This window comes from Aliishimia ponticola, assembly GCF_004803475.1.
Taxonomy (GTDB): Bacteria; Pseudomonadota; Alphaproteobacteria; order Rhodobacterales; family Rhodobacteraceae; genus Aliishimia; species Aliishimia ponticola.
The window spans coordinates 787,738-806,173 of record NZ_SRKY01000001.1 but is presented as its reverse complement, the minus strand read 5'-3'; the positions used below and the strand labels follow the sequence as shown (position 1 = coordinate 806,173).

General features: G+C 62.0%; 18 protein-coding genes. 11 read left to right on the top strand and 7 right to left on the bottom strand.

All coding sequences use genetic code 11. From position 1 onward, the window contains the following. Positions 1 to 5: 5 nt before the first annotated feature. Positions 6 to 824: a DUF4198 domain-containing protein gene (locus tag E4Z66_RS03855; protein ID WP_246035869.1), complete on the bottom strand. Its 819-nt coding sequence runs from the start codon at positions 822 to 824 to the stop codon at positions 6 to 8. Here E4Z66_RS03855 and E4Z66_RS03850 point away from each other — a divergent pair. Then, positions 823 to 1,929 (top strand): HupE/UreJ family protein, encoded by a 1,107-nt coding sequence (locus tag E4Z66_RS03850; RefSeq protein WP_246035868.1) that lies wholly within the window; start codon positions 823 to 825, stop codon positions 1,927 to 1,929. The genes E4Z66_RS03855 and E4Z66_RS03850 overlap by 2 nt on opposite strands. Positions 1,930 to 1,949: 20 nt before the next feature. Here the strand turns inward: E4Z66_RS03850 and E4Z66_RS03845 are convergent, their stop codons facing one another. Next, positions 1,950 to 2,567: a thiamine phosphate synthase gene (locus tag E4Z66_RS03845; protein ID WP_136461604.1), complete on the bottom strand. Its 618-nt coding sequence runs from the start codon at positions 2,565 to 2,567 to the stop codon at positions 1,950 to 1,952. Positions 2,568 to 2,651: 84 nt separating this feature from the next. On the opposite strand from E4Z66_RS03845, the gene E4Z66_RS03840 reads away from it, so the two are divergent. The 3 genes from E4Z66_RS03840 to E4Z66_RS03830 are packed head-to-tail and all read left to right on the top strand — an operon-like array spanning position 2,652 to position 6,107. Further along, positions 2,652 to 3,422 carry an RNA methyltransferase gene (locus E4Z66_RS03840; protein WP_246035867.1) on the top strand — a complete coding sequence of 257 codons (771 nt, stop codon included), beginning with the start codon at positions 2,652 to 2,654 and terminating at the stop codon, positions 3,420 to 3,422. Between the two features lie 57 nt (positions 3,423 to 3,479). After that, positions 3,480 to 4,628 (top strand): heme A synthase, encoded by a 1,149-nt coding sequence (ctaA, locus tag E4Z66_RS03835; protein WP_136461603.1) that lies wholly within the window; start codon positions 3,480 to 3,482, stop codon positions 4,626 to 4,628. Between the two features lie 3 nt (positions 4,629 to 4,631). Continuing rightward, positions 4,632 to 6,107: a carboxypeptidase M32 gene (locus E4Z66_RS03830; protein ID WP_136461602.1), complete on the top strand. Its 1,476-nt coding sequence runs from the start codon at positions 4,632 to 4,634 to the stop codon at positions 6,105 to 6,107. Positions 6,108 to 6,214: 107 nt separating this feature from the next. On the opposite strand, the gene E4Z66_RS03825 is transcribed toward E4Z66_RS03830, so the two are convergent. Both E4Z66_RS03825 and gyrA read right to left on the bottom strand, forming a co-directional pair. After that, positions 6,215 to 6,565 (bottom strand): DUF6614 family protein, encoded by a 351-nt coding sequence (locus E4Z66_RS03825; protein WP_136461601.1) that lies wholly within the window; start codon positions 6,563 to 6,565, stop codon positions 6,215 to 6,217. A 35-nt stretch (positions 6,566 to 6,600) separates the two neighbouring features. After that, positions 6,601 to 9,354: a DNA gyrase subunit A gene (gene gyrA, locus E4Z66_RS03820; protein WP_136461600.1), complete on the bottom strand. Its 2,754-nt coding sequence runs from the start codon at positions 9,352 to 9,354 to the stop codon at positions 6,601 to 6,603. A gap of 192 nt (positions 9,355 to 9,546) precedes the next feature. On the opposite strand from gyrA, the gene E4Z66_RS03815 reads away from it, so the two are divergent. Both E4Z66_RS03815 and E4Z66_RS03810 read left to right on the top strand, forming a co-directional pair. Beyond that, entirely contained in the window at positions 9,547 to 9,816 is a 270-nt protein-coding gene (locus tag E4Z66_RS03815) for an usg protein (RefSeq protein WP_136461599.1), read from the top strand. An 84-nt stretch (positions 9,817 to 9,900) separates the two neighbouring features. Then, the gene (locus tag E4Z66_RS03810) at positions 9,901 to 10,962 is read left to right on the top strand and encodes a DUF2855 family protein (RefSeq protein WP_136461598.1); all 1,062 of its coding nucleotides are present in this window, start codon (positions 9,901 to 9,903) and stop codon (positions 10,960 to 10,962) included. Here E4Z66_RS03810 and bmt read toward each other — a convergent pair whose 3' ends face one another. From bmt to E4Z66_RS03795, 3 genes are all read right to left on the bottom strand, one after another. After that, positions 10,963 to 11,982, bottom strand: a complete 1,020-nt coding sequence (bmt, locus tag E4Z66_RS03805) for a betaine--homocysteine S-methyltransferase (protein WP_136461597.1) — start codon at positions 11,980 to 11,982, stop codon at positions 10,963 to 10,965. Between the two features lie 31 nt (positions 11,983 to 12,013). Continuing rightward, the gene (locus E4Z66_RS03800) at positions 12,014 to 13,897 is read right to left on the bottom strand and encodes a phosphatidylglycerol lysyltransferase domain-containing protein (protein ID WP_136461596.1); all 1,884 of its coding nucleotides are present in this window, start codon (positions 13,895 to 13,897) and stop codon (positions 12,014 to 12,016) included. 156 nt (positions 13,898 to 14,053) lie between these two features. After that, on the bottom strand, positions 14,054 to 14,371 hold the full coding sequence (locus E4Z66_RS03795; protein ID WP_136461595.1) for a DUF1476 domain-containing protein: 318 nt from the start codon (positions 14,369 to 14,371) through the stop codon (positions 14,054 to 14,056). A 167-nt stretch (positions 14,372 to 14,538) separates the two neighbouring features. Here E4Z66_RS03795 and purC point away from each other — a divergent pair, with 167 nt between their 5' ends. From purC to E4Z66_RS03770, 5 genes are all read left to right on the top strand, one after another. Then, the gene (purC, locus tag E4Z66_RS03790; RefSeq protein WP_136461594.1) at positions 14,539 to 15,300 is read left to right on the top strand and encodes a phosphoribosylaminoimidazolesuccinocarboxamide synthase; all 762 of its coding nucleotides are present in this window, start codon (positions 14,539 to 14,541) and stop codon (positions 15,298 to 15,300) included. A gap of 58 nt (positions 15,301 to 15,358) precedes the next feature. Beyond that, positions 15,359 to 15,589, top strand: coding sequence for a phosphoribosylformylglycinamidine synthase subunit PurS (purS, locus tag E4Z66_RS03785; RefSeq protein ID WP_136461593.1), 231 nt, complete (start codon positions 15,359 to 15,361; stop codon positions 15,587 to 15,589). A gap of 131 nt (positions 15,590 to 15,720) precedes the next feature. Beyond that, on the top strand, positions 15,721 to 15,909 hold the full coding sequence (locus E4Z66_RS03780) for a hypothetical protein (protein ID WP_136461592.1): 189 nt from the start codon (positions 15,721 to 15,723) through the stop codon (positions 15,907 to 15,909). A 45-nt stretch (positions 15,910 to 15,954) separates the two neighbouring features. Beyond that, positions 15,955 to 16,623: a phosphoribosylformylglycinamidine synthase subunit PurQ gene (gene purQ, locus E4Z66_RS03775; protein ID WP_136461591.1), complete on the top strand. Its 669-nt coding sequence runs from the start codon at positions 15,955 to 15,957 to the stop codon at positions 16,621 to 16,623. Between the two features lie 45 nt (positions 16,624 to 16,668). Further along, entirely contained in the window at positions 16,669 to 18,435 is a 1,767-nt protein-coding gene (locus E4Z66_RS03770; protein WP_136461590.1) for a sensor histidine kinase, read from the top strand. The last annotated feature ends 1 nt before the right edge of the window (position 18,436 follow it).

The window sequence follows — 18,436 nt, the reverse complement described above, 5'->3', positions numbered from 1 at the left end:
CAGCGTCACCGGGCGGGCACGGCAAATGTCAGTGCGGCCCAATATGTGCGCCAGACGATCTGGCCATCATCGGCAGGCTCCAGCGTGACGGCATCCAGAAGATAGCGATGCCCCGGCTGCGTGGCGATAACGGCCTGTCCGGCAGAATCCGTGCGCGCCAACCGCACATCGGTCGTACCGTCTGGCCCCGTATCGAAAATTTCGACCTGCGCATCGGGCCTGATCTGCCCTTGGTAATAGAGGTTAACCTTCATCTCGCCCGTGAAGTCCGGCGTGTAAGGGTTTGTCCGCGCGACAAATTCTGTCACCATTCCAAGTTCCTGATCGGCCCCGTTAACCTTTCCTACCGTGACCAGCGCCTTGGCGTGGCGCGAATAGCCTTCGCGGAAATTCTCTGCCGGCAGGCCGCGATCCATGTGCCGCTGCTGAATGTCGGCAAAGTCCTTATGCGCGGCGAATCCGGCGAATTTCTCCCATTCGCGATAGGTCAGCCGGGACATGGTCGTCTCATGCGCCAAAACGTGCAGCCCGTCGCCCATGGGCGCTTGATTGATCGCCGGACGGTCACCGGCACGCGGGGTCAGATCGCGGACGTCGCCCTTATGCGCCATCTGCAATCGCGTGCTGTTCCGGTCGAAAAAGGCAAGCTGCACCCCTTCGAAATTCTCGCCATTCCGGAAATCAGCGACGATGTTTTCGCCCGGTGGGACTTGATACCGGACTGGATCAATCCAGAATTCATGGGCATTAAGGGGGCGCGCCAGCATAAGCAACAAACTGGCGCCGATCAGGGGTGTGAACGCGATGCGGATAAGGTCTTTCATGGGGTGTAAACTGTCTTTGGCGGCGCTGCTGTCAACGTTATTCGCATTTTCCGCCGCCGCCCACGAGGTTCTGCCTGCGATTGCTGATCTTCGGGCTGAGGACGGCGACGTTTCCCTGACCATCGATCTGAACCTCGAAGCCTATCTTTCGGGCATCGATCTGGATGGATTGGAAAACACCGACGATGCAGAGCAGAACGACAGCTATACAACGCTGCGCTCTGCTGAACCCGATGTGCTGCGGGATCGGGTGCCGTCGCTTATCGCGCAGTGGAATGCCTTGCCCCTACTGGCTATCGATGGTGCCCCCGTGACGCTGGAGCCGGCAGAGATCCTGATCCCGGAGGTTGGCAATACCGATCTGCCGCGCCCGTCCCGCATCGTGCTGCGCGGCGCGGCGGACGGGGCTGTGATGCAGGTGGCCTGGCCCAAGGGCGCGGGCGAATTGCTGCTGCGCGAGGCGGGCGTGGACGATCCGTTCACCGGCTATATCCGGGGCGGCGCAACCTCGCCCGAATTGGCGATTGGCGGCGGCAACGCGCTGACCGGTTGGGGCGCCTTCGCGCAATATATCCCGGTTGGTTTCGATCACATCCTGCCGAAAGGGCTGGATCACATTCTGTTCGTGTTGGGGCTGTTCTTCCTGTCCGCCAAGCTGGGCGCGCTGCTGTGGCAGGTGACGGCCTTCACGGCCGCGCATACGGTCACGCTGGCGCTTGGTGCGCTTGGCTGGGTCAATGTGCCCGGTTCGATTGTGGAGCCGCTGATTGCCGCCTCTATCTGCTATGTCGCGATCGAGAATATCCTGATCGGGCGGCTGACCCCGTGGCGCCCGGCACTGATCTTTGGGTTTGGCTTGCTGCACGGGCTGGGATTCGCATCTGTTCTGGGCGAATTCGGGCTGCCTGAGGGCCAGTTCATTCCGGCGCTGCTTGGCTTCAATGTCGGGGTGGAGCTTGGGCAACTCACCGTCATTGCCATTGCGGCGCTTCTGGTGGGCTGGTTCGCGGGGCGCGATTGGTATCGGCCCGTCATCGCGATCCCGGCCTCTGCCGTAATCGCGTTGATCGGGGCCTATTGGGTGGTGGAGCGGACGCTGCTGTAAGCGCCGGCGGCGGACAGGCCTTAGCCCAGCGGGGCCAGCAGGGCTCGCAGTGCTGTCACCGGATCGTCGCCTTCCCAAATCTCGGACACGCCAAAGAAGTCGGTGCAAGGGGCCAGTGTGGTCACCAGATCGGTGGTCAGCGCCCCCTCGGCCACGACAGGCAGCTCGATCATTTCGGACCACCATTGGAACAGCTCGGTTTCCGCCTGTTCGCCGCCACCAAGGGTCGTCGCGCCCACAGGGCCAAAGCTGATGTAATCCGCGCCCGCTTCGCCCGCGGTCATCCCGTCATGGCGCGAGGTGCCACAGAATGCGCCAACGATGGCATCGGTGCCCAGCGTCTTGCGCGCGGCGCGCACCGAACGCGAGCCATCAGTCAGGTGTACGCCGTCAAGGCCAAGACGTTCGGCCAAAAGCCAGTGGTCATCGATCACAATGGCCACGTCACGGGCAATTGCCACATCGCGGCAGGTATCGGCGGCGCGGGCCAGCGCGTCTTCGTCCCGGTCGGCCAGCGCCAGCCTGATACAGGCGATATCGCGCGAGTCGAGAACGCGCGCCAACGCTTCGGGAAAGCTGTGAAGGTCGATCCGCGGCGGCGAAATGAGATAGATTTGCGGCTGCTGGTCTTGGGACATGCTCTGGCCTCTTGGCTACGTGGCGCATCGCTTACCCCATTGCTGCGCATTTGCAAATGGCCCGGAATGAGGAACGGGGATTGAATGCGCCCTTGGCTTGGCGATATGGGGCAGGGCATGACGCAGAACCCTGGTACAATCCTTGTGCGCCCGCAGATGGGCGAGAATATCGGCGCCGCCGCGCGGGCCATGTTGAACTTCGGTCTTGACCACATGCGGATCGTTGCGCCGCGCGATGGCTGGCCAAACCCGGCGGCGGTGGCCATGGCCTCTGGCGCGGGGCGGGTGCTGGATGCGGCGCTGCTATGCGATGACCTGCCTGCCGCGCTTGGCGATTTCCATTTCGTCTTTGCCACCACGGCGCGCCCGCGCGACATGACCACGCCGGTCTATTCGCCTGAAGCCGCGATGCGCCTTGCCGCCGAAAAGATTGCCGCCGGACAGCGGGTGGGGATCATGTTCGGCCCCGAACGCGCCGGGCTGGAAAATGACGACATTGCCCGTGCCAATGCGATCATCACCGTGCCTGTGAATCCCGAATACCCCTCTCTCAATCTGGCGCAATGCGTGCTGCTCGTCGGCTATGAGTGGCGGCGCGCCACGCAAGAGATCACGGCGGTCGAGCCGTCGATGCCGGGCACGGAACCTGCCACCGCCCAGGAGATCGCGCATCTGGCCGATCACTATGAAGACCGTCTGGAAGAGGCAGGTTTCTTCTTTCCCGCGCATAAAGCGCAGGCGATGAAGCTGAAGCTGCGCAACATGTGGAGCAGCTTTCCCATGACCGCGCAGGACGTGCGCATGTTCCACGGGATGATGCGTCAATTGGTGCGGTGGAAAGACAGCGCAGACTGACTGGACCTTGCAGGGGGTCAGCCCTACTGTCCCATTCGAGCGACGAAGAGGCGAGAGATGAGCGGAAAACGCAGTATTTTCGAGGAAGTCGGCAGCGAGACAGACGCCCGTCCAGTGGCGCAGGCCGGGGGCATCGATCGCGGGCGCAGCTATGCGCGGCGCGGCATTCGCATCTGGCTGATGATCCTGTTTTCCCTCGTGGTTCTGATGATCGCTGTCGGCGGGCTGACGCGGCTGACCGATAGCGGGCTGTCGATCACGGAATGGCGTCCGCTGACCGGGGCCATTCCACCGATGAACGAGGCCGATTGGCAGCAGGAATTCGCGAAATATCAAGAGATCGACGAGTTCCGCATCCAGAACCAGTGGATGGAACTGTCTGATTTCAAGGTCATTTACTGGTGGGAATGGGGCCATCGGCAGCTTGGCCGCGTGATCGGCCTTGTCTGGGCGGTTGGCTTTTTGTGGTTCCTTGTACGGCGCAAGATCCCGCCGGGATGGGTGCCGCGTTTGATTGGCATTGGCGCACTTGGCGGGCTGCAGGGCGCGGTGGGCTGGTGGATGGTCCATTCCGGCGTGACGCAGGGCGAGGGCATGACCGACGTCGCCTCGTACCGGCTTGCGACGCATCTGGGGCTGGCCTTTGTGATCCTTGGTTTCATCGCGTGGTACGTGATGCTGCTGGGCCGGGAAGAACGTGACCTGATGCAGGCGCGGCGCGGCAAGGAACGGGCCGCATGGGGCATGTCCACGGGGCTGCTGCATTTCGCCTTCCTGCAAATACTGATCGGTGCGCTGGTGGCGGGGATCGACGCGGGGCGGTCCTACACCGACTGGCCGTTGATGGGCGGGCAGGTCTTTCCGCCCAATGCGTTCTATCTGGAGCCGGTCTGGCGCAACTTCTTCGAAAGCCCCGGCCTGGTGCAATTCGTACACCGGATTGTCGGCTATCTGCTCTTTGCCCTTGCAATCGGCGTCTGGATCGTGGGGCGTCGCAGCCCGCATAAGCGCACGCGTTTTGCCTTTAACGCGGCCTTTGCCGCCATCGTGTTGCAGATCGTGCTGGGCATCATGACGGTGCTTTACGGCGCGCCGTTGCAGGTCGCGATCCTGCACCAGTTGCTTGCCGTGGCGGTCTGGGTTCTGATCCTGCGCGCCCGTTTTCTGGCCGGGTATCCGGTCGCCTCCAGTATCCGGGAAGGATAAGTGATGAGTGCATATGATGAACTGATGGCCTTCAGCCGCGAAACGCAGGCTCTGGGCCAGATTCTGGGACGGCTTGGCTGGGACCAGGAAACCGTGATGCCCTCCGGGGCTGCACCGCAGCGGGGCGAGGAAATGGCCGCGCTGGAATCCGTGCTTCATGCGCGGCGCAGCGATCCGCGCGTGGGCGACTGGCTGGAGGCGGTCGATACCGCTGCGCTGGACGCGGTGGGCAAGGCGCAGATACGCGAAATCCGCCGCGCCTTCGAGCGGGCCAACAAGGTGCCCGGTGCGCTGGCTGCCCGCATTGCACGGGTCACGTCCGAGGCTCAGGGCAAATGGGCCGCCTCCCGCGCCGACGAGGATGTCGCGGCCTTCCTGCCCGTGCTGGAAGAGGTCGTGATGCTCAAGCGCGACGAGGGTGCGGCACTGGCCTCTGACGGCGATATCTATGACGCGATGCTGGACGACTACGAACCGGGCATGACCGGCGCGCGGCTGGACGAGATTTTCGGCGACATGCGCCCGGCGCTGGTGGAACTGCGCGCCGCCGTGCTGGAGCGTCCCGCCCCCACGGGGCTAAGCGGCAGTTTCGACGAAAGCGCGCAGATGCGTCTGACGCGGGAAGTGGCCAAGGTCTTTGGCTACGACATGAAGCACGGGCGCGTCGACAAGGCGGTGCACCCGTTCTCCTCCGGGTCCGGGCTGGATGTGCGCATCACCACGCGGACCAGCGCGACGGACCCGTTTAATTGCCTGTATTCGACGATCCACGAGGTTGGTCATGCGTCCTATGAGCAAGGGATCGACCCGGCCTATCTGCTGACGCCGCTTGGGCGCGGCGTGTCGATGGGGGTGCATGAAAGCCAAAGCCGGATCTATGAGAACCAGCTGGGGCGCAGCAAAGCCTTTTGCGGGTGGCTTTTCGGGCGCATGTCCGAAAGCTTCGGCGATCTGGGCGTGGCCGATGCCAAAGGGTTCTATGCGGCGGTGAACAAGGTGGATCGTGGCTTTATCCGCACCGAAGCGGACGAGGTTCAGTACAACCTGCACATCATGCTGCGGCTCGATCTGGAGCGTCAGTTGATGCGCGGTGAAATCGGGGTCGTCGATCTGGAAGAGGCGTGGAACACGCGCTTTGCCGCCGATTTCGGTTACGCGGTGGACAGGCCGTCCAATGGCGTCCTGCAGGATGTGCATTGGTCGGTGGGGCTGTTCGGCTATTTCCCGACCTATGCGCTGGGGAACGTCTATGCCGGGTGTCTGCACGAGGCGCTGCGCATGGCGGTTCCCGAACTCGACGGGCAACTGGCCGCGGGCGATCTTGGACCGGCAACGACATGGCTGCGTGAAAACCTGCAACAGCATGGCGGGCTTTATGCCCCGGCAGAGGTGATCGAGCGCGCCAGTGGGCAAGCGCCCAGCGTCGCGCCGCTGCTGTCCTACCTGCAAACCAAGTTTGGCGGTCTGTACGACCTTTAAGCGCAGCACGCTGTTACCAAGCGGAGCGGGCCGGTGGCCCGCACGCCGTTCATGGGGATAGCGGGCCCCGTGCGATCAGAAACGCGATACGCCGCGCGGCTGGGCTGTTACAGAAGGGCCATCCGCTCTGCGCGTTCTTCATCGGGGAAGGGGCGGTACAGCCCGAAATCGGCGGACGCGATCAGATCATGCACGGCGCGATGCAGCTGTTCGATACGCTCGTCCTTTTGACCGGTAAGGCGGAAGGCGCTGTCCAACTGGGCAAGATCATCAACTTCGACCTCAAGCAGGAAATCACGGTGATTGTCGCTGGCGAGGTTGAGCTTGCGCCGCATCAGCCGCCAATTGCGGATGGTGCCCCGATCCATAAGGAATTCCATCCAATCGGCAATCGCACCGGCGAAGGCGAGGGCCTTCGCCTCCTGTTTCAGGTCAATCTGGCAGGTATACATGTTCATGGCCGCGAGCATAGCCCGCAGCCGTGAATCTCACGTTAAGAGGCGTCGTCTGCCCCGGCCTCTTCTTCATCGCCCTGTTCGGCGATCCAGGCGACCGAAACGACCTCTTCGCCCTTGCCGGTGTTGAACACCTTCACCCCGCCAGCAGAGCGCGAGCGGAAGGAAATGCCGTCCACCGGCACGCGGATCGACTGACCCTTGGACGTTGCAAGCATGATCTGGTCTTCCATATCGACCGGGAAGGAAGCCACAAGCGCCCCGCCGCGCATCGCCTTGTCCATCGCCATCACGCCCATGCCGCCGCGCCCACGCAGCGGGTAATCATGGGAGGAGGACAGCTTGCCCGCGCCCCCGGCGGTGATGGTCAGGATCAGGTTTTCCGCCGCGGACATTTCCGCATAGCGTTCCTGCGGAAGCGGCGCGTTTGCGTTGCCTTCTTCCTCATCCGATACATCAGCTTCATCCGCCAAGCCCGCCATTGCACGGCGCATTTTCAGATAGGCAGCCCGTTCGTCAGAGGTGGCTTCGAAGTGCCGGATGATCGACATGGACACGACACGGTCCGAACCGGACAGCTTGATGCCGCGCACACCGGTCGACGCACGAGAGTTGAAGACCCGCACATCGGTGGCCGAGAAGCGGATCGCCCGGCCCGAATTGGTGACAAGCATCACGTCATCATCGTTGGAGGCGATGCGCGCATTGATCAGCTTCCAGCCTTCGCTTTCGCCTTCGAACTTCATCGCGATCTTGCCGTTGGCCTTCACATTGGTGAAGTCGGACAGCTTGTTGCGGCGCACCGTGCCGTGATCCGTGGCAAAGACCACTTGCAGGTCGTCCCACTCTTTTTCGTCCCGATCCACCGGCATGATCGCCGCGATGGAAACGCCGGTCGGGATCGGCAGGATGTTCACGATCGCCTTGCCCTTGGAGGTCCGTCCCCCTTGCGGTAGGCGCCATGTCTTGAGCTTGTAGACCATCCCATCGGTGGTGAAGAACAGAAGCTGCGTATGGGTATTGGCCACGAAGAGCGTGGTAACCACGTCTTCTTCCTTGGTCTGCATCCCTGCAAGCCCCTTGCCACCCCGGCGCTGTGCCCGGAAATCGCCCAGCGGCGTGCGTTTGATATAACCGCCCGAGGTGACCGTCACGACCATATCTTCGCGCTCGATCAGATCCTCGTCTTCCATATCGCCGGACCAATCGACGATTTCTGTCCGGCGGGGCACGGCGAAGAGTTCGCGCACTTCGCGCAACTCGTCCGAGATAATACCCATGATCCGCTCGCGGCTGCCAAGGATTTCAAGGTATTCCTTGATCTTGCTTGCCAGTTCTTCAAGCTCGTCCGTGACTTCCTTGACGCCGATCTGGGTCAGTCGTTGCAGGCGCAGTTCCAGAATGGCGCGGGCCTGCGTTTCGGACAGGTTATAGGTGCCGTCGTCATTCATCTTATGCGTCGGGTCGTCGATCAGACGGATATAGGCGGCGATATCGGCAGCAGGCCAGCGGCGCTCCATCAGTTTCTCGCGCGCTTCGGATGCGTCGGCAGAGGCGCGGATCGTGGCGACGACCTCATCGACATTGGATACCGCGACGGCCAGACCACACAGGATGTGGCTGCGTTCGCGCGCCTTGCGCAGTAAATAGGCCGTGCGCCGCGCCACGACTTCTTCGCGGAAGTCGATGAAGCAGGTCAGGAACCGGCGCAGCGTCAGTTGTTCGGGGCGTCCGCCATTCAGCGCCAGCATGTTGCAGCCGAAAGAGGTCTGCATGGGCGTGAAACGGAACAGCTGATTGAGAACGACCTCTGCCGTGGCATCGCGCTTGAGTTCGACGACCACGCGGACCCCGTTCCGGTCGGATTCGTCCTGAACATGGGCGATGCCTTCGATCTTCTTGTCGCGCGCGGCCTCGGCGATCCGCTCGATCATGGTGGCCTTGTTCACCTGATAGGGGATTTCGTCCAGCACGATGGCATAGCGATCCTTGCGGATTTCCTCTACCCGCGTCTTGGCGCGGATGGTGACGCTGCCGCGCCCTTCAAGATAGGCTTTGCGCGCACCGGACCGGCCCAGCATGATGCCCCCGGTGGGGAAATCCGGGCCGGGGATGTAGTCGATCAACTGCTCGGAGCTCAAATCCGGCTCTTCGATCAGCGCAAGGCAGGCATCCACGACCTCACCCAGATTATGCGGCGGAATATTGGTCGCCATCCCGACGGCAATACCGCCCGCGCCGTTGACCAGCATGTTGGGAAAGCGCGCGGGCAGAACCGTTGGTTCGCGGTCCTTGCCGTCATAGTTGTCCTGAAAATCGACCGTTTCCTTGTCGATATCGTTCAGCATGTAGGCGGCGGGCTTGTCCATGCGCACTTCGGTATAGCGCATCGCCGCTGCGTTATCGCCATCCATCGAGCCAAAGTTGCCCTGACCATCCAGCAGCGGCAGCGACATGGAGAAATCCTGCGCCATCCGCACTAAGGCGTCATAGATCGCGCTGTCGCCATGGGGGTGATATTTACCCATGACATCGCCAACCGGACGCGCCGATTTGCGGTAGGGCTTGTCATGCGTGTTGCCGGTTTCGTGCATCGCGTAGAGGATCCGCCGGTGGACCGGCTTCAACCCGTCGCGCAGATCGGGGATCGCGCGGGACACGATGACCGACATCGCGTAATCAAGGTAAGACGTCTTCATCTCGCGTTCGATCGAGATGGTCGGCCCGTCATGGACAGGACGTGCCGGTGTGTTTTCGTCCCCGTTTTCAGGAGTTTGCGCGTCGTCGCTCACGTTGTTCTGCCTGTTATTTGTGCGCCGCTATATCTTGCGGTGCAGCTTACCTCAAAGCGCATATGAAGTGCAATCTCTGAGCTTTGACAAATCTGGCAGCCGCGCCATTCAAGTGATAACATACTGTTTTTGTTGAAAATTAGGATTCAGCGCGCAAACTCGGTTCTACAGGCATTAAGAGTGAGGTCAATCATGACAATGTGCGAAACGGAACTGATGCTGAAAGGCTATGGGCTGACCACGGCGGAGATGTTCTATCACATGCCCGATTACGAACATGTGCTGAATACATTCGTCTGGCAGGAATACGATCTGGCGCCGGACCATCCGCGCCTGTTCAAGTTCATCGAGTTCTGGCGCGAGGAGATCGAGGGCGCGCTGCATTCGGTGCGATTCACCCATCGCAAGCTGCTGCGCTCTGGCGAGTGGCGCAATGTGGTGGGGGAGTTCACGCTCCACTGATACGCCATCTGACGTTACGTGCCCGGTGACGCAGCGGCGCGGCTCGGTCTAGGCTCTCCTTGCTCAAGCAAGGGGGAGGAAACCATGCGGCGCATGTTGGTGGATCAATCGGATATTACGAAGACGCGGATGGAAGACGTGCCGCGTCAGGACCTGGAACCGGGGCAGGTGCGCCTGCAGATCGAACGATTCGCGGTGACGGCGAATAACGTGACCTATGCCGCCTCTGGCTTTGCGATCGGATATTGGAAGTTCTTTCCCACCGGGATCGACGGGCAGGGCCTGCTGCCGGTGTGGGGATTTGCCGAGGTTGTCGAGACGCGCTCTGAACTGTTGGAGGAGGGCGCGCGGCTATACGGCTTCTACCCGCTGGCGGAAGAGTTGATCATCACGCCGGAAGAGCAGGGGCCCGTGATCCTTGACGCCAGCCCGCACCGCGCCGCGTTGCCCGTCGTCTATAACCGTTATGTGCGGGCCAAGGCCCGCTCCGCGCTGGACGAAGGCATGCAATCGCTGCTGCAACCGCTTCTGGCCACGTCTTATCTGTTGAGCGACTGGCTTCAGGATCAGCAGTTCTTCGGCGCGCAGCAGGTCATCGTGGGCAGCGCATCGTCCAAAACCGGGCTGGGGCTTTGCCTGTATCTGGCCGAGCTTGACCCGCGCCCGGTGCAGGTGATCGGCCTGACTTCTGCCGGGAACAAGGGCTTTGTGGAAGGGCTGGGGGCGTGCGACGCGGTTGTGACCTATGACGAGATCGAAAGCCTTGCCAAATTGCCGTCCGTCTATGTTGATATGGCGGGGAATGCCGAGGTAAAGCAACGGCTTCACGCGCATCTGGATGCAGAGCTGCGCCATTCTTGTGCGGTTGGCACCAGCCATTGGGATCAGTTCAGGCCCAAGCAGGACCTTGCCGGGCCGAAGCCGCAATTCTTCTTTGCGCCGTCCCAGATCGAAAAGCGCCGGGCCGATTGGGGGCCGGGGGTGATTGAACGGCAGATCGGTGCGGCATGGCAGCGGGTGGCCGAGCGCGCCGATGACTGGCTGGACCTGCGCGAACATCAGGGCATCGACAGCGCCGAAGCGGTCTATGCGGATGTGGCGGCCGGGCGTGCCCAGCCGCGCGATGGTCATGTGATCGCGTTGTGATCAGCCCCGGCGGCGGCGGCCACCGCGCCGTGCGCGCGGCTCTGCCGCGTCGTCGCCGGTGCCATCGCTATCGGAACTGAACGCGCCAAGCGCCTCCACGATCTCGTCCAACGACGGGGTGTCGCCGCGCGGCCGCGTGTCGAGCGCTTCGCGCATGGCGACCAGGTGTGCGGGCGTCGTGCCGCAGCATCCGCCAACGATTCGCGCGCCGCTATCGCGGGCCATGGCCGCGTAATCGGCCATCAATTCCGGTGTCCCGTCATAGTGGATGTGGCCATCGACATATTTCGGGATGCCCGCATTGCCCTTGGCGATGATCGGGCGGGCCGGATGTTCGGCTGCAAAGCCCTGAACGGTGCGCAGCAGGTCCGACGCCCCGGTGCCGCAATTGGCGCCGAATGCGATGGGCGGGTTAGGGATTTCGCTGACCAGCTTGACCAGATCGGTCGAAGTGACGCCCATCATCGTGCGCCCGGCGGTGTCAAAGCTCATCGTGCCGCACCAGTCGATCCCGGCCAGTTTGAAGCCTTCGGCAGCGGCGCGGTATTCTTCGGGGGCGGAAATCGTCTCAAGCCACGCCACATCGGCGCCACCGGCTTTCAGGCCGTCGGCGGTTTCGTGGAACATTTCCACGGCAAGCGCATGTGTCAGGCTGCCCACAGGCTCCATGATTTCGCCCGTCGGGCCGACAGAGCCCGCAACGACGATCTTGCGATCCGCCTTGTCGGCCAGGTCGCGCGCGATTTCCGCGGCGATGCGCGACAGGCGATGCGCCTGATTGGCGGCGTCATGCAGTTTCAACCGCGCGGCATTGGCCCCGAAGGAGTTGGTCAGGAAAATGTCCGATCCCGACTGGATCGCGCCATTGTAAAGGTCGATGATTTTCTCGGGATGCTCGTCGTTCCACATTTCGGGCGCGTCGCCCGACATCAGCCCTGCATTGAACAGGTTGGTGCCGGTGGCCCCATCAGCCAGCAGCACATCATGGGTGGAAAGCAGTGTTGTGAGAAGATTGGTCATGGCGGCCCCGCAGAATAACTTTCCGCACCTGTCACGCGACGGCCTGAGAGGCAACCTCATAATCGTCAAGATTGTCATGAGCCGTATTCAAGTCATCGCCGCTGATCGAAACGATGGGCGCGGGCCAGAACACTTCGCGCGCGATGTCCAGAATGCCGATGACCAAGGCGATGCGGGATGGGGCGGCGATATAGCGCGGGGCCCAGTCCGGCGCGAAGCTGGATTTGAACTGCCGCAGCCCGCCGGTTTTGAACAGCTCCACCCCCTTGAAGGATATGAAACGCCACACCGCGCTATGCGGGTTCGGACAGGCGGGCACGGAGGCGAGGTTCACGGACGAGACCCCAAGTGACTGCGCATAAAGGATGGCGGCGTGGACCAGCGCGTGCATGGTGCCATCGGGCATGTCATCCACATGGCGCATCAAATCCAGCGCCCAATTCGTTTGCGCCGTTTGCAGGGTGACATAGGCGATGAGAGTGCCATGTGCCTCGGCGACAAGGATTTTCTGGCTTGCAAGATAGGCCGGGCAATACCGGCCCATCGTTCCGCCGCGCGCGGCACCGACATGGGCGCACCAATCGGCATCCACCTGCGCCAGCGCGGGGGCGTCATAGGGCCGGGCAAACCGGATCGTTACGCCCGCCTTATCGGCCTTGCGCAACTTGCGGCGCAGATTGGCGCGCTCCGGCACGGAAAGGCTGTACCCCTCTGTCTGGATCACGGCGTCATCCGCCAGATGGAGGCAGCGCCAACCGGCGCGTTTTGCCACCGCTGCCGCGCGGGCGGAGGTCTTGTAGATCATCGCATAACGGTTCCGATCCTGTGCGCGCTGCTGCAAATGCAAAAAGAACAGCCCATCGGGATGCGCAAACGGGTCAAACATCGCGACCAGCGACTGCCCCGTGGTCCATACAGCGGCATGGGTGCCACCCAAACGTTCGATGGTCCCATTCGTTTGGCGGATCACATTGGTCTCCGCGCGCGGGGCAAGATCCACAGAGGGGGGCAGCGGGTCGCGCCAGCGTTGATCCTGCGCCGGGCGAAAGATCAGCAGCAAGGCCGCAAGCACCGCAGGTACAGCGTAATAGACAAGGCGGAAGCCCAGAACCGCGACGAGAAGCGCGGCGATATCGGTTTGCGCGGGCAACGCGGTGGCGGTCAGCGCCAGCAAGACCAGCTCAAACGGGCCAGCGCCTGCCGGAGCGCCGGACAAAAGCCCCGCGCTTAGCGCCAGAAAGAATACCGGCAGAAACGCCGCCAGGTCCGGGCGCGCGAAATCCGGAACCAGAATCCAGAGCGCAATAGCCGCGGCGGCCATATCGATGAAGGCCCAGCCGCTGGCGGCGCACATGACCCGCAGGCTGGGAAGATTGAGCGATCTGTTGCGCAGGCGCAGGACCGGAAACCTGAGGGAAACGGCGGCGATGGCTGCAACGGCGGCCAGTACCAGGCCCGAGGCAAGGCCAAACCCCGCAGGCATCGGCATCAACAGGCATGTCAGGGCGGTGATGGCCACCATCGCCGCGAGAAAGGTCAGGGAGACGAAGCCTGTCACCATGGCCGCCACGCCCGGGCCGAATCCATTCAGCAGGCGCCAACGCGCGAGTGTGGCGGTGATCAGCCCGAATCCTACGGTTTGCGACAGTGCAATCGCGGTGATGCCGCTGCCACGGGCCCGTGCGGCGGATAGTCCGGTATCAAGGTGACGATGGGCGATGACGTCGTATTGGCCCACCGCGAAAAAGCTGGTGGCGGTAAAAAGAACCGCCAGACCCCATTGCGCCGGACCGATCGCATTCCATGCGGCAGCCAAGGCGTCGATATCCTGTTCCTGCACCTGCGGCCACAGCACCGCGACGCAGATCGCCGCAACCCCCAGCGGGGCGGCCTGACGCGCGACGCGCCACAACATTTGCCAGATCGTTGAAAAAGCCACTACCCACCCCGAAACACGAATTACAGGGGGGCAGGGTAGAGCGGGGAAGTTGACCAAGTGTTTAGGCTTGGTGCGGCAAGGAGCGCGAAGGGCGCTCCCGCCGAGAAATCTGATGTAAAATTTCAGAAGTTTTTAGGAAACTTCCGACATGATCTGGGCTTTCGCCTCTGCCATCAGTTCGTTCATCTTGGCGCGGATCGTCGCCTCGTCCGCCTTGTCGCCCAAATCGCCGGAGACTTTGCGATAGACGTCTTCGTGGCCGGCTTCCTCGAAGTCGGATTTCACGACTTCCTTGGCATAGGCATCGGCGTCATCCCCGGTTTTGCCCAAAATTGCAGCAGCCCACAGGCCCAGAAGCTTGTTGCGCCGTGCCTCCGCCTTGAACTGCATTTCCGCGTCATGCGCGTATTTGTTCTCGAAGGCGTTCTCGCGATCGTCGAAGGTGCTCATGGTGTTATCCACCCGTCAGAAGTTTCCGTCCTATCCGATATGCGATGGTCAGGGCGCGGGCGCAAGAGAGAAGGCAGTGTGCAACGGCTTGCGACGACATGCCCCTTGGCGTATGAGATCGCCACCCGGGGGCCAAATGTGCCACCGGTGCAGTCGAAAGGAATTGCATGGCCCGGCGCAAGAAAATTTACGAAGGCAAGGCGAAGATCCTCTATGAAGGGCCCGAGCCGGGAACGATCGTTCAGTATTTCAAGGACGACGCCACCGCCTTTAACGCGGAAAAGAAGGACGTGATCGAGGGCAAGGGCGTGTTGAACAACCGTCTGAGCGAATTCTTCATGTCCGGGCTCAACCAGATCGGTGTGCCGACGCATTTCATCAAGCGGCTGAACATGCGTGAGCAACTGGTGCGCTCTTGCGAGATCATTCCGCTCGAAATCATCGTGCGCAACTATGCGGCGGGTTCGATGTCGAAGCGGCTGGGGATCGACGAGGGCACGCAATTGCCGCGTCCGATCGTGGAATATTGCTACAAGAATGACGAGTTGGGCGATCCGCTTGTCACCGAAGAGCATATCGCCGCCTTCGGCTGGGCCAGCCAGCAGGATATGGACGACATCGTGAGCCTTGCGCTGCGGGTAAACGACTTTTTGTCCGGCATCATGATGGCGGTTGGTATTCGCCTGGTGGATTTCAAGATCGAGATCGGCCGGTTCTATGAGGGCGATTTCGTGCGGCTGATCGTGGCCGATGAGATCAGCCCGGATAGTTGCCGCCTTTGGGATATCGAGACCGGGCGCAAGCTGGACAAGGATGTGTTCCGGCGCGATCTGGGCTCGTTGACCGATGCCTATACGGAAGTGGCGACGCGGCTTGGCGTGATGCCGAAGAATGCCGGTCAGTTCACCAAGCCCACGCTCATCAATTGAGGATGCGGTCGGGGCTTTTGAGTATTTGGGGAACAATGAAGCAGGAGAGCGGAGCGCGATGAAAGCTCGGGTGCATGTGATGTTGAAGAAGGGCGTTCTGGACCCGCAGGGGGAAGCGGTGCGTCATGCGCTGGGGGCCTTGGGGTTCGAGGGTGTGAACGGGGTGCGTCAGGGCAAGGTGATCGAGTTGGACCTGGCCGAGGGCGCGACGGAAGCGACTGTCAAAGAGATGTGCGAAAAGCTTCTCGCCAATACGGTGATCGAAAGCTACGCGATCGAGATGGGCTGACGCCGGTGCGGCCTTTGCGTGAGAGATGCGTGCGAAATGGGGACTGGGACGTGACGACAGGGATAAGCCGTTTGTTTCTGACCCCTTTTTGCGCTGTTGCGCTTTTGGGGGCATGTTCGGAGAGTGAAGGTATGGCGACTGCCGATCTCGCGTCTTCGACGCGTGTCGACCCGGCCAAGATCGAGCCGTGCTGGATCGCGGCGGGCCTGAAGGGTGACATCTACAAGTTCTTAACTCCGGAAGAGATCGGCGGCCTGTCCAAGGTCGGCGGGGCGTCGAAGGCGCAGGTCTCTCAATTCAAAAATTGCGTCGCCGCGTAACCTCTTCTGGTTTGCGTTCGGCTTGAAAAGAAAAGGGTGATCGTCATGAAAGCTGCCGTGCTTGTTTTCCCCGGTTCCAATTGTGACCGCGATCTGGTCGTGGCCTTTGAAGCGGCGGGGGCGGATGTGACGATGGTCTGGCACAAGGAGACAAGCTTGCCGGACGGGATCGACATCGTCGGCGTGCCGGGCGGGTTTTCTTATGGCGATTACCTGCGCTGTGGTGCGATTGCGGCGAATTCTCCGATCACGCGCGACCTCAAGGCCCATGCGGAGCGGGGCGGCTATGTGCTGGGGATTTGTAACGGCTTTCAGGTGTTGACCGAAACGGGTTTGCTGCCCGGCGCGCTGCTGCGCAATGCGGGGCTGAAATATATCTGCAAGACCGTGCCGTTGAAGGTGCAGACCTCGGACAGCATTTTTACCGAAGGGTATAATGCGGGCGATGTGGTCGGGTTTCCGATCGCGCATCACGACGGCAATTACTATGCCGATGACGAGACGCTGGCGCAGCTTGAGGGCGAGAATCGCATCGCCTTCACCTATGAGGACAACCCCAATGGCTCGCGCGGCGATATCGCAGGCATCCTGAGCCACAACCGCCGCGTGTTGGGTATGATGCCGCACCCGGAGCGGGCGGCGGATATCGGCCATGGTGGCACGGATGGAGCGGCGCTCTTTCGCGCATGCGTGGGGGCTTTGACCCCGGCGTGACCTGCGTCACTTGAGCAGACCGCGCCTGCGCCGTAATCTGTGGGCATGATGGGGACATCCGATCTTGGCGAAGGGCGCACGGTTTCGTGGCGCGTGCGAGCGGCGCTGGCGCTGCTGCTGGTCTTGGCCGGGCTGACGGTTTGGGTCACAAATCGGCTGCTGACGGATCGCTTTACCGAAACGACGCGCAATGCCGCCGAGCTTCAACTGGCGCTCAATTCCGGGAACCTGATGGCGGAGCTGCGTCAGAACCGGATCGTTCCGCAATTGCTGGCGCGCGACCCATCGCTGATCGAAGCGCTTGTTACCGGTGATCACAGCTTGTCGACGCAGCGGCTGATTTCCTTCGTAGAAGAGATCGGCGCGGCGTCGCTGATGCTGCTGGACAAGGATGGGCGCACGGTGGCGGCGACGGATCGCAACCGGATCGGCAGCCAACACCGGTCGGAGCAGTATTTCGTGGATGCAATCCGCAACACGGCGACGATCTTCACGGTGCAGCCGCTGGAATCGGCGGGCTATGCCTTTGTCTATTCGCGGCGGGTGACGTCGGGCGGGGATACGCTGGGCGTCATTCTGGTCGAGGTCGATCTTGCCAAGTTCCAGCGCGCCTGGGCGGGGATCTCCGAGGCGATCATGGTGACGGACAGCCAGGGCATCGTGATCCTGTCCACCGAACCACGCTGGCGCGGCAAGTCCGAGACCGAGGCGTTGGTGGACGACACCCCCCAGAACGCGATTTTGCGGGCCATCCGCGCCACAACCGATTGGAGCGCGCTGCCCGCGGATGCCTATTTGCAGGGCGAGGCGGTGATCCGGCTGGAGAAACCCGTGCCGTTCCGCGGCTGGCGCATGGTGTCCTTTACCACCTATGCCTCTATCAGAGAGCGGGTGAACGGCGTTTTGGCGTTGGAAATCATGGGCTTTGCCATCCTGCTGGCGCTGGCCTTCTACATGTTGTCGCGGCGTTCGGCCTTGCGTGTGGCGCTGTTCCAGCGGGAATCGTCGGAATTGCGGGCGCTGAATGCGCAATTGCAGCGCGAGATCGCGGAACGGGTGCGGGTGCAGGAAAACCTGGCCATGGCGGAACAGACGCTGGAACAGTCAAGCAAGCTGGCCGCGCTGGGGGAGATGTCCGCAGCGGTGAGCCACGAGTTGAACCAGCCTTTGGCCGCGATGAAGACCTATCTGGCGGGCGCGCGGCTGCTGTTGACGCGCAATCGCCCGGATGAAGCCCTGTCCGCCTTTGGCCGGATCGACGACCTGATCGAACGGATGGGCGCGATCACGCGGCAGCTCAAATCCTATGCCCGCAAGGGGCAGGAAGACCTGAGCCCGGTTTGCATGCAGGAGGCTTTGGCCGCCTCTTTGGCGATGATGGAGCCGCAGTTGCGCCAGCGCCATGTGCAAATCACGCGCAACCTGCCCAAGCGGCGGGTCGAGGTGATGGGCGACCGGCTGCGGATCGAACAGGTGATGATCAACCTCTTGCGCAATGCGATCGACGCCACCAAATCGGTGGATGATCCGCGCATCGACATCATCTTGGCCGCGGGCGAGACAGCCACATTGACCATTCGCGACAATGGGCCGGGCATCGAGGACAAGGACACGCTTTTCGAGCCGTTCTACACGACCAAGCAACCCGGCGACGGGATCGGGCTTGGGCTGGCGATTTCGTCCGGCATCGTGAACGAGCTTGGCGGCCGGTTGACGGCCAGAAACGGGCAGCGCGGTGGTGCGGTGTTCGAAATGCAATTACCGATCCTGGCGGAAACACCCGGCCAGGGCGAAGTAGAGGCGGCGGAGTAAA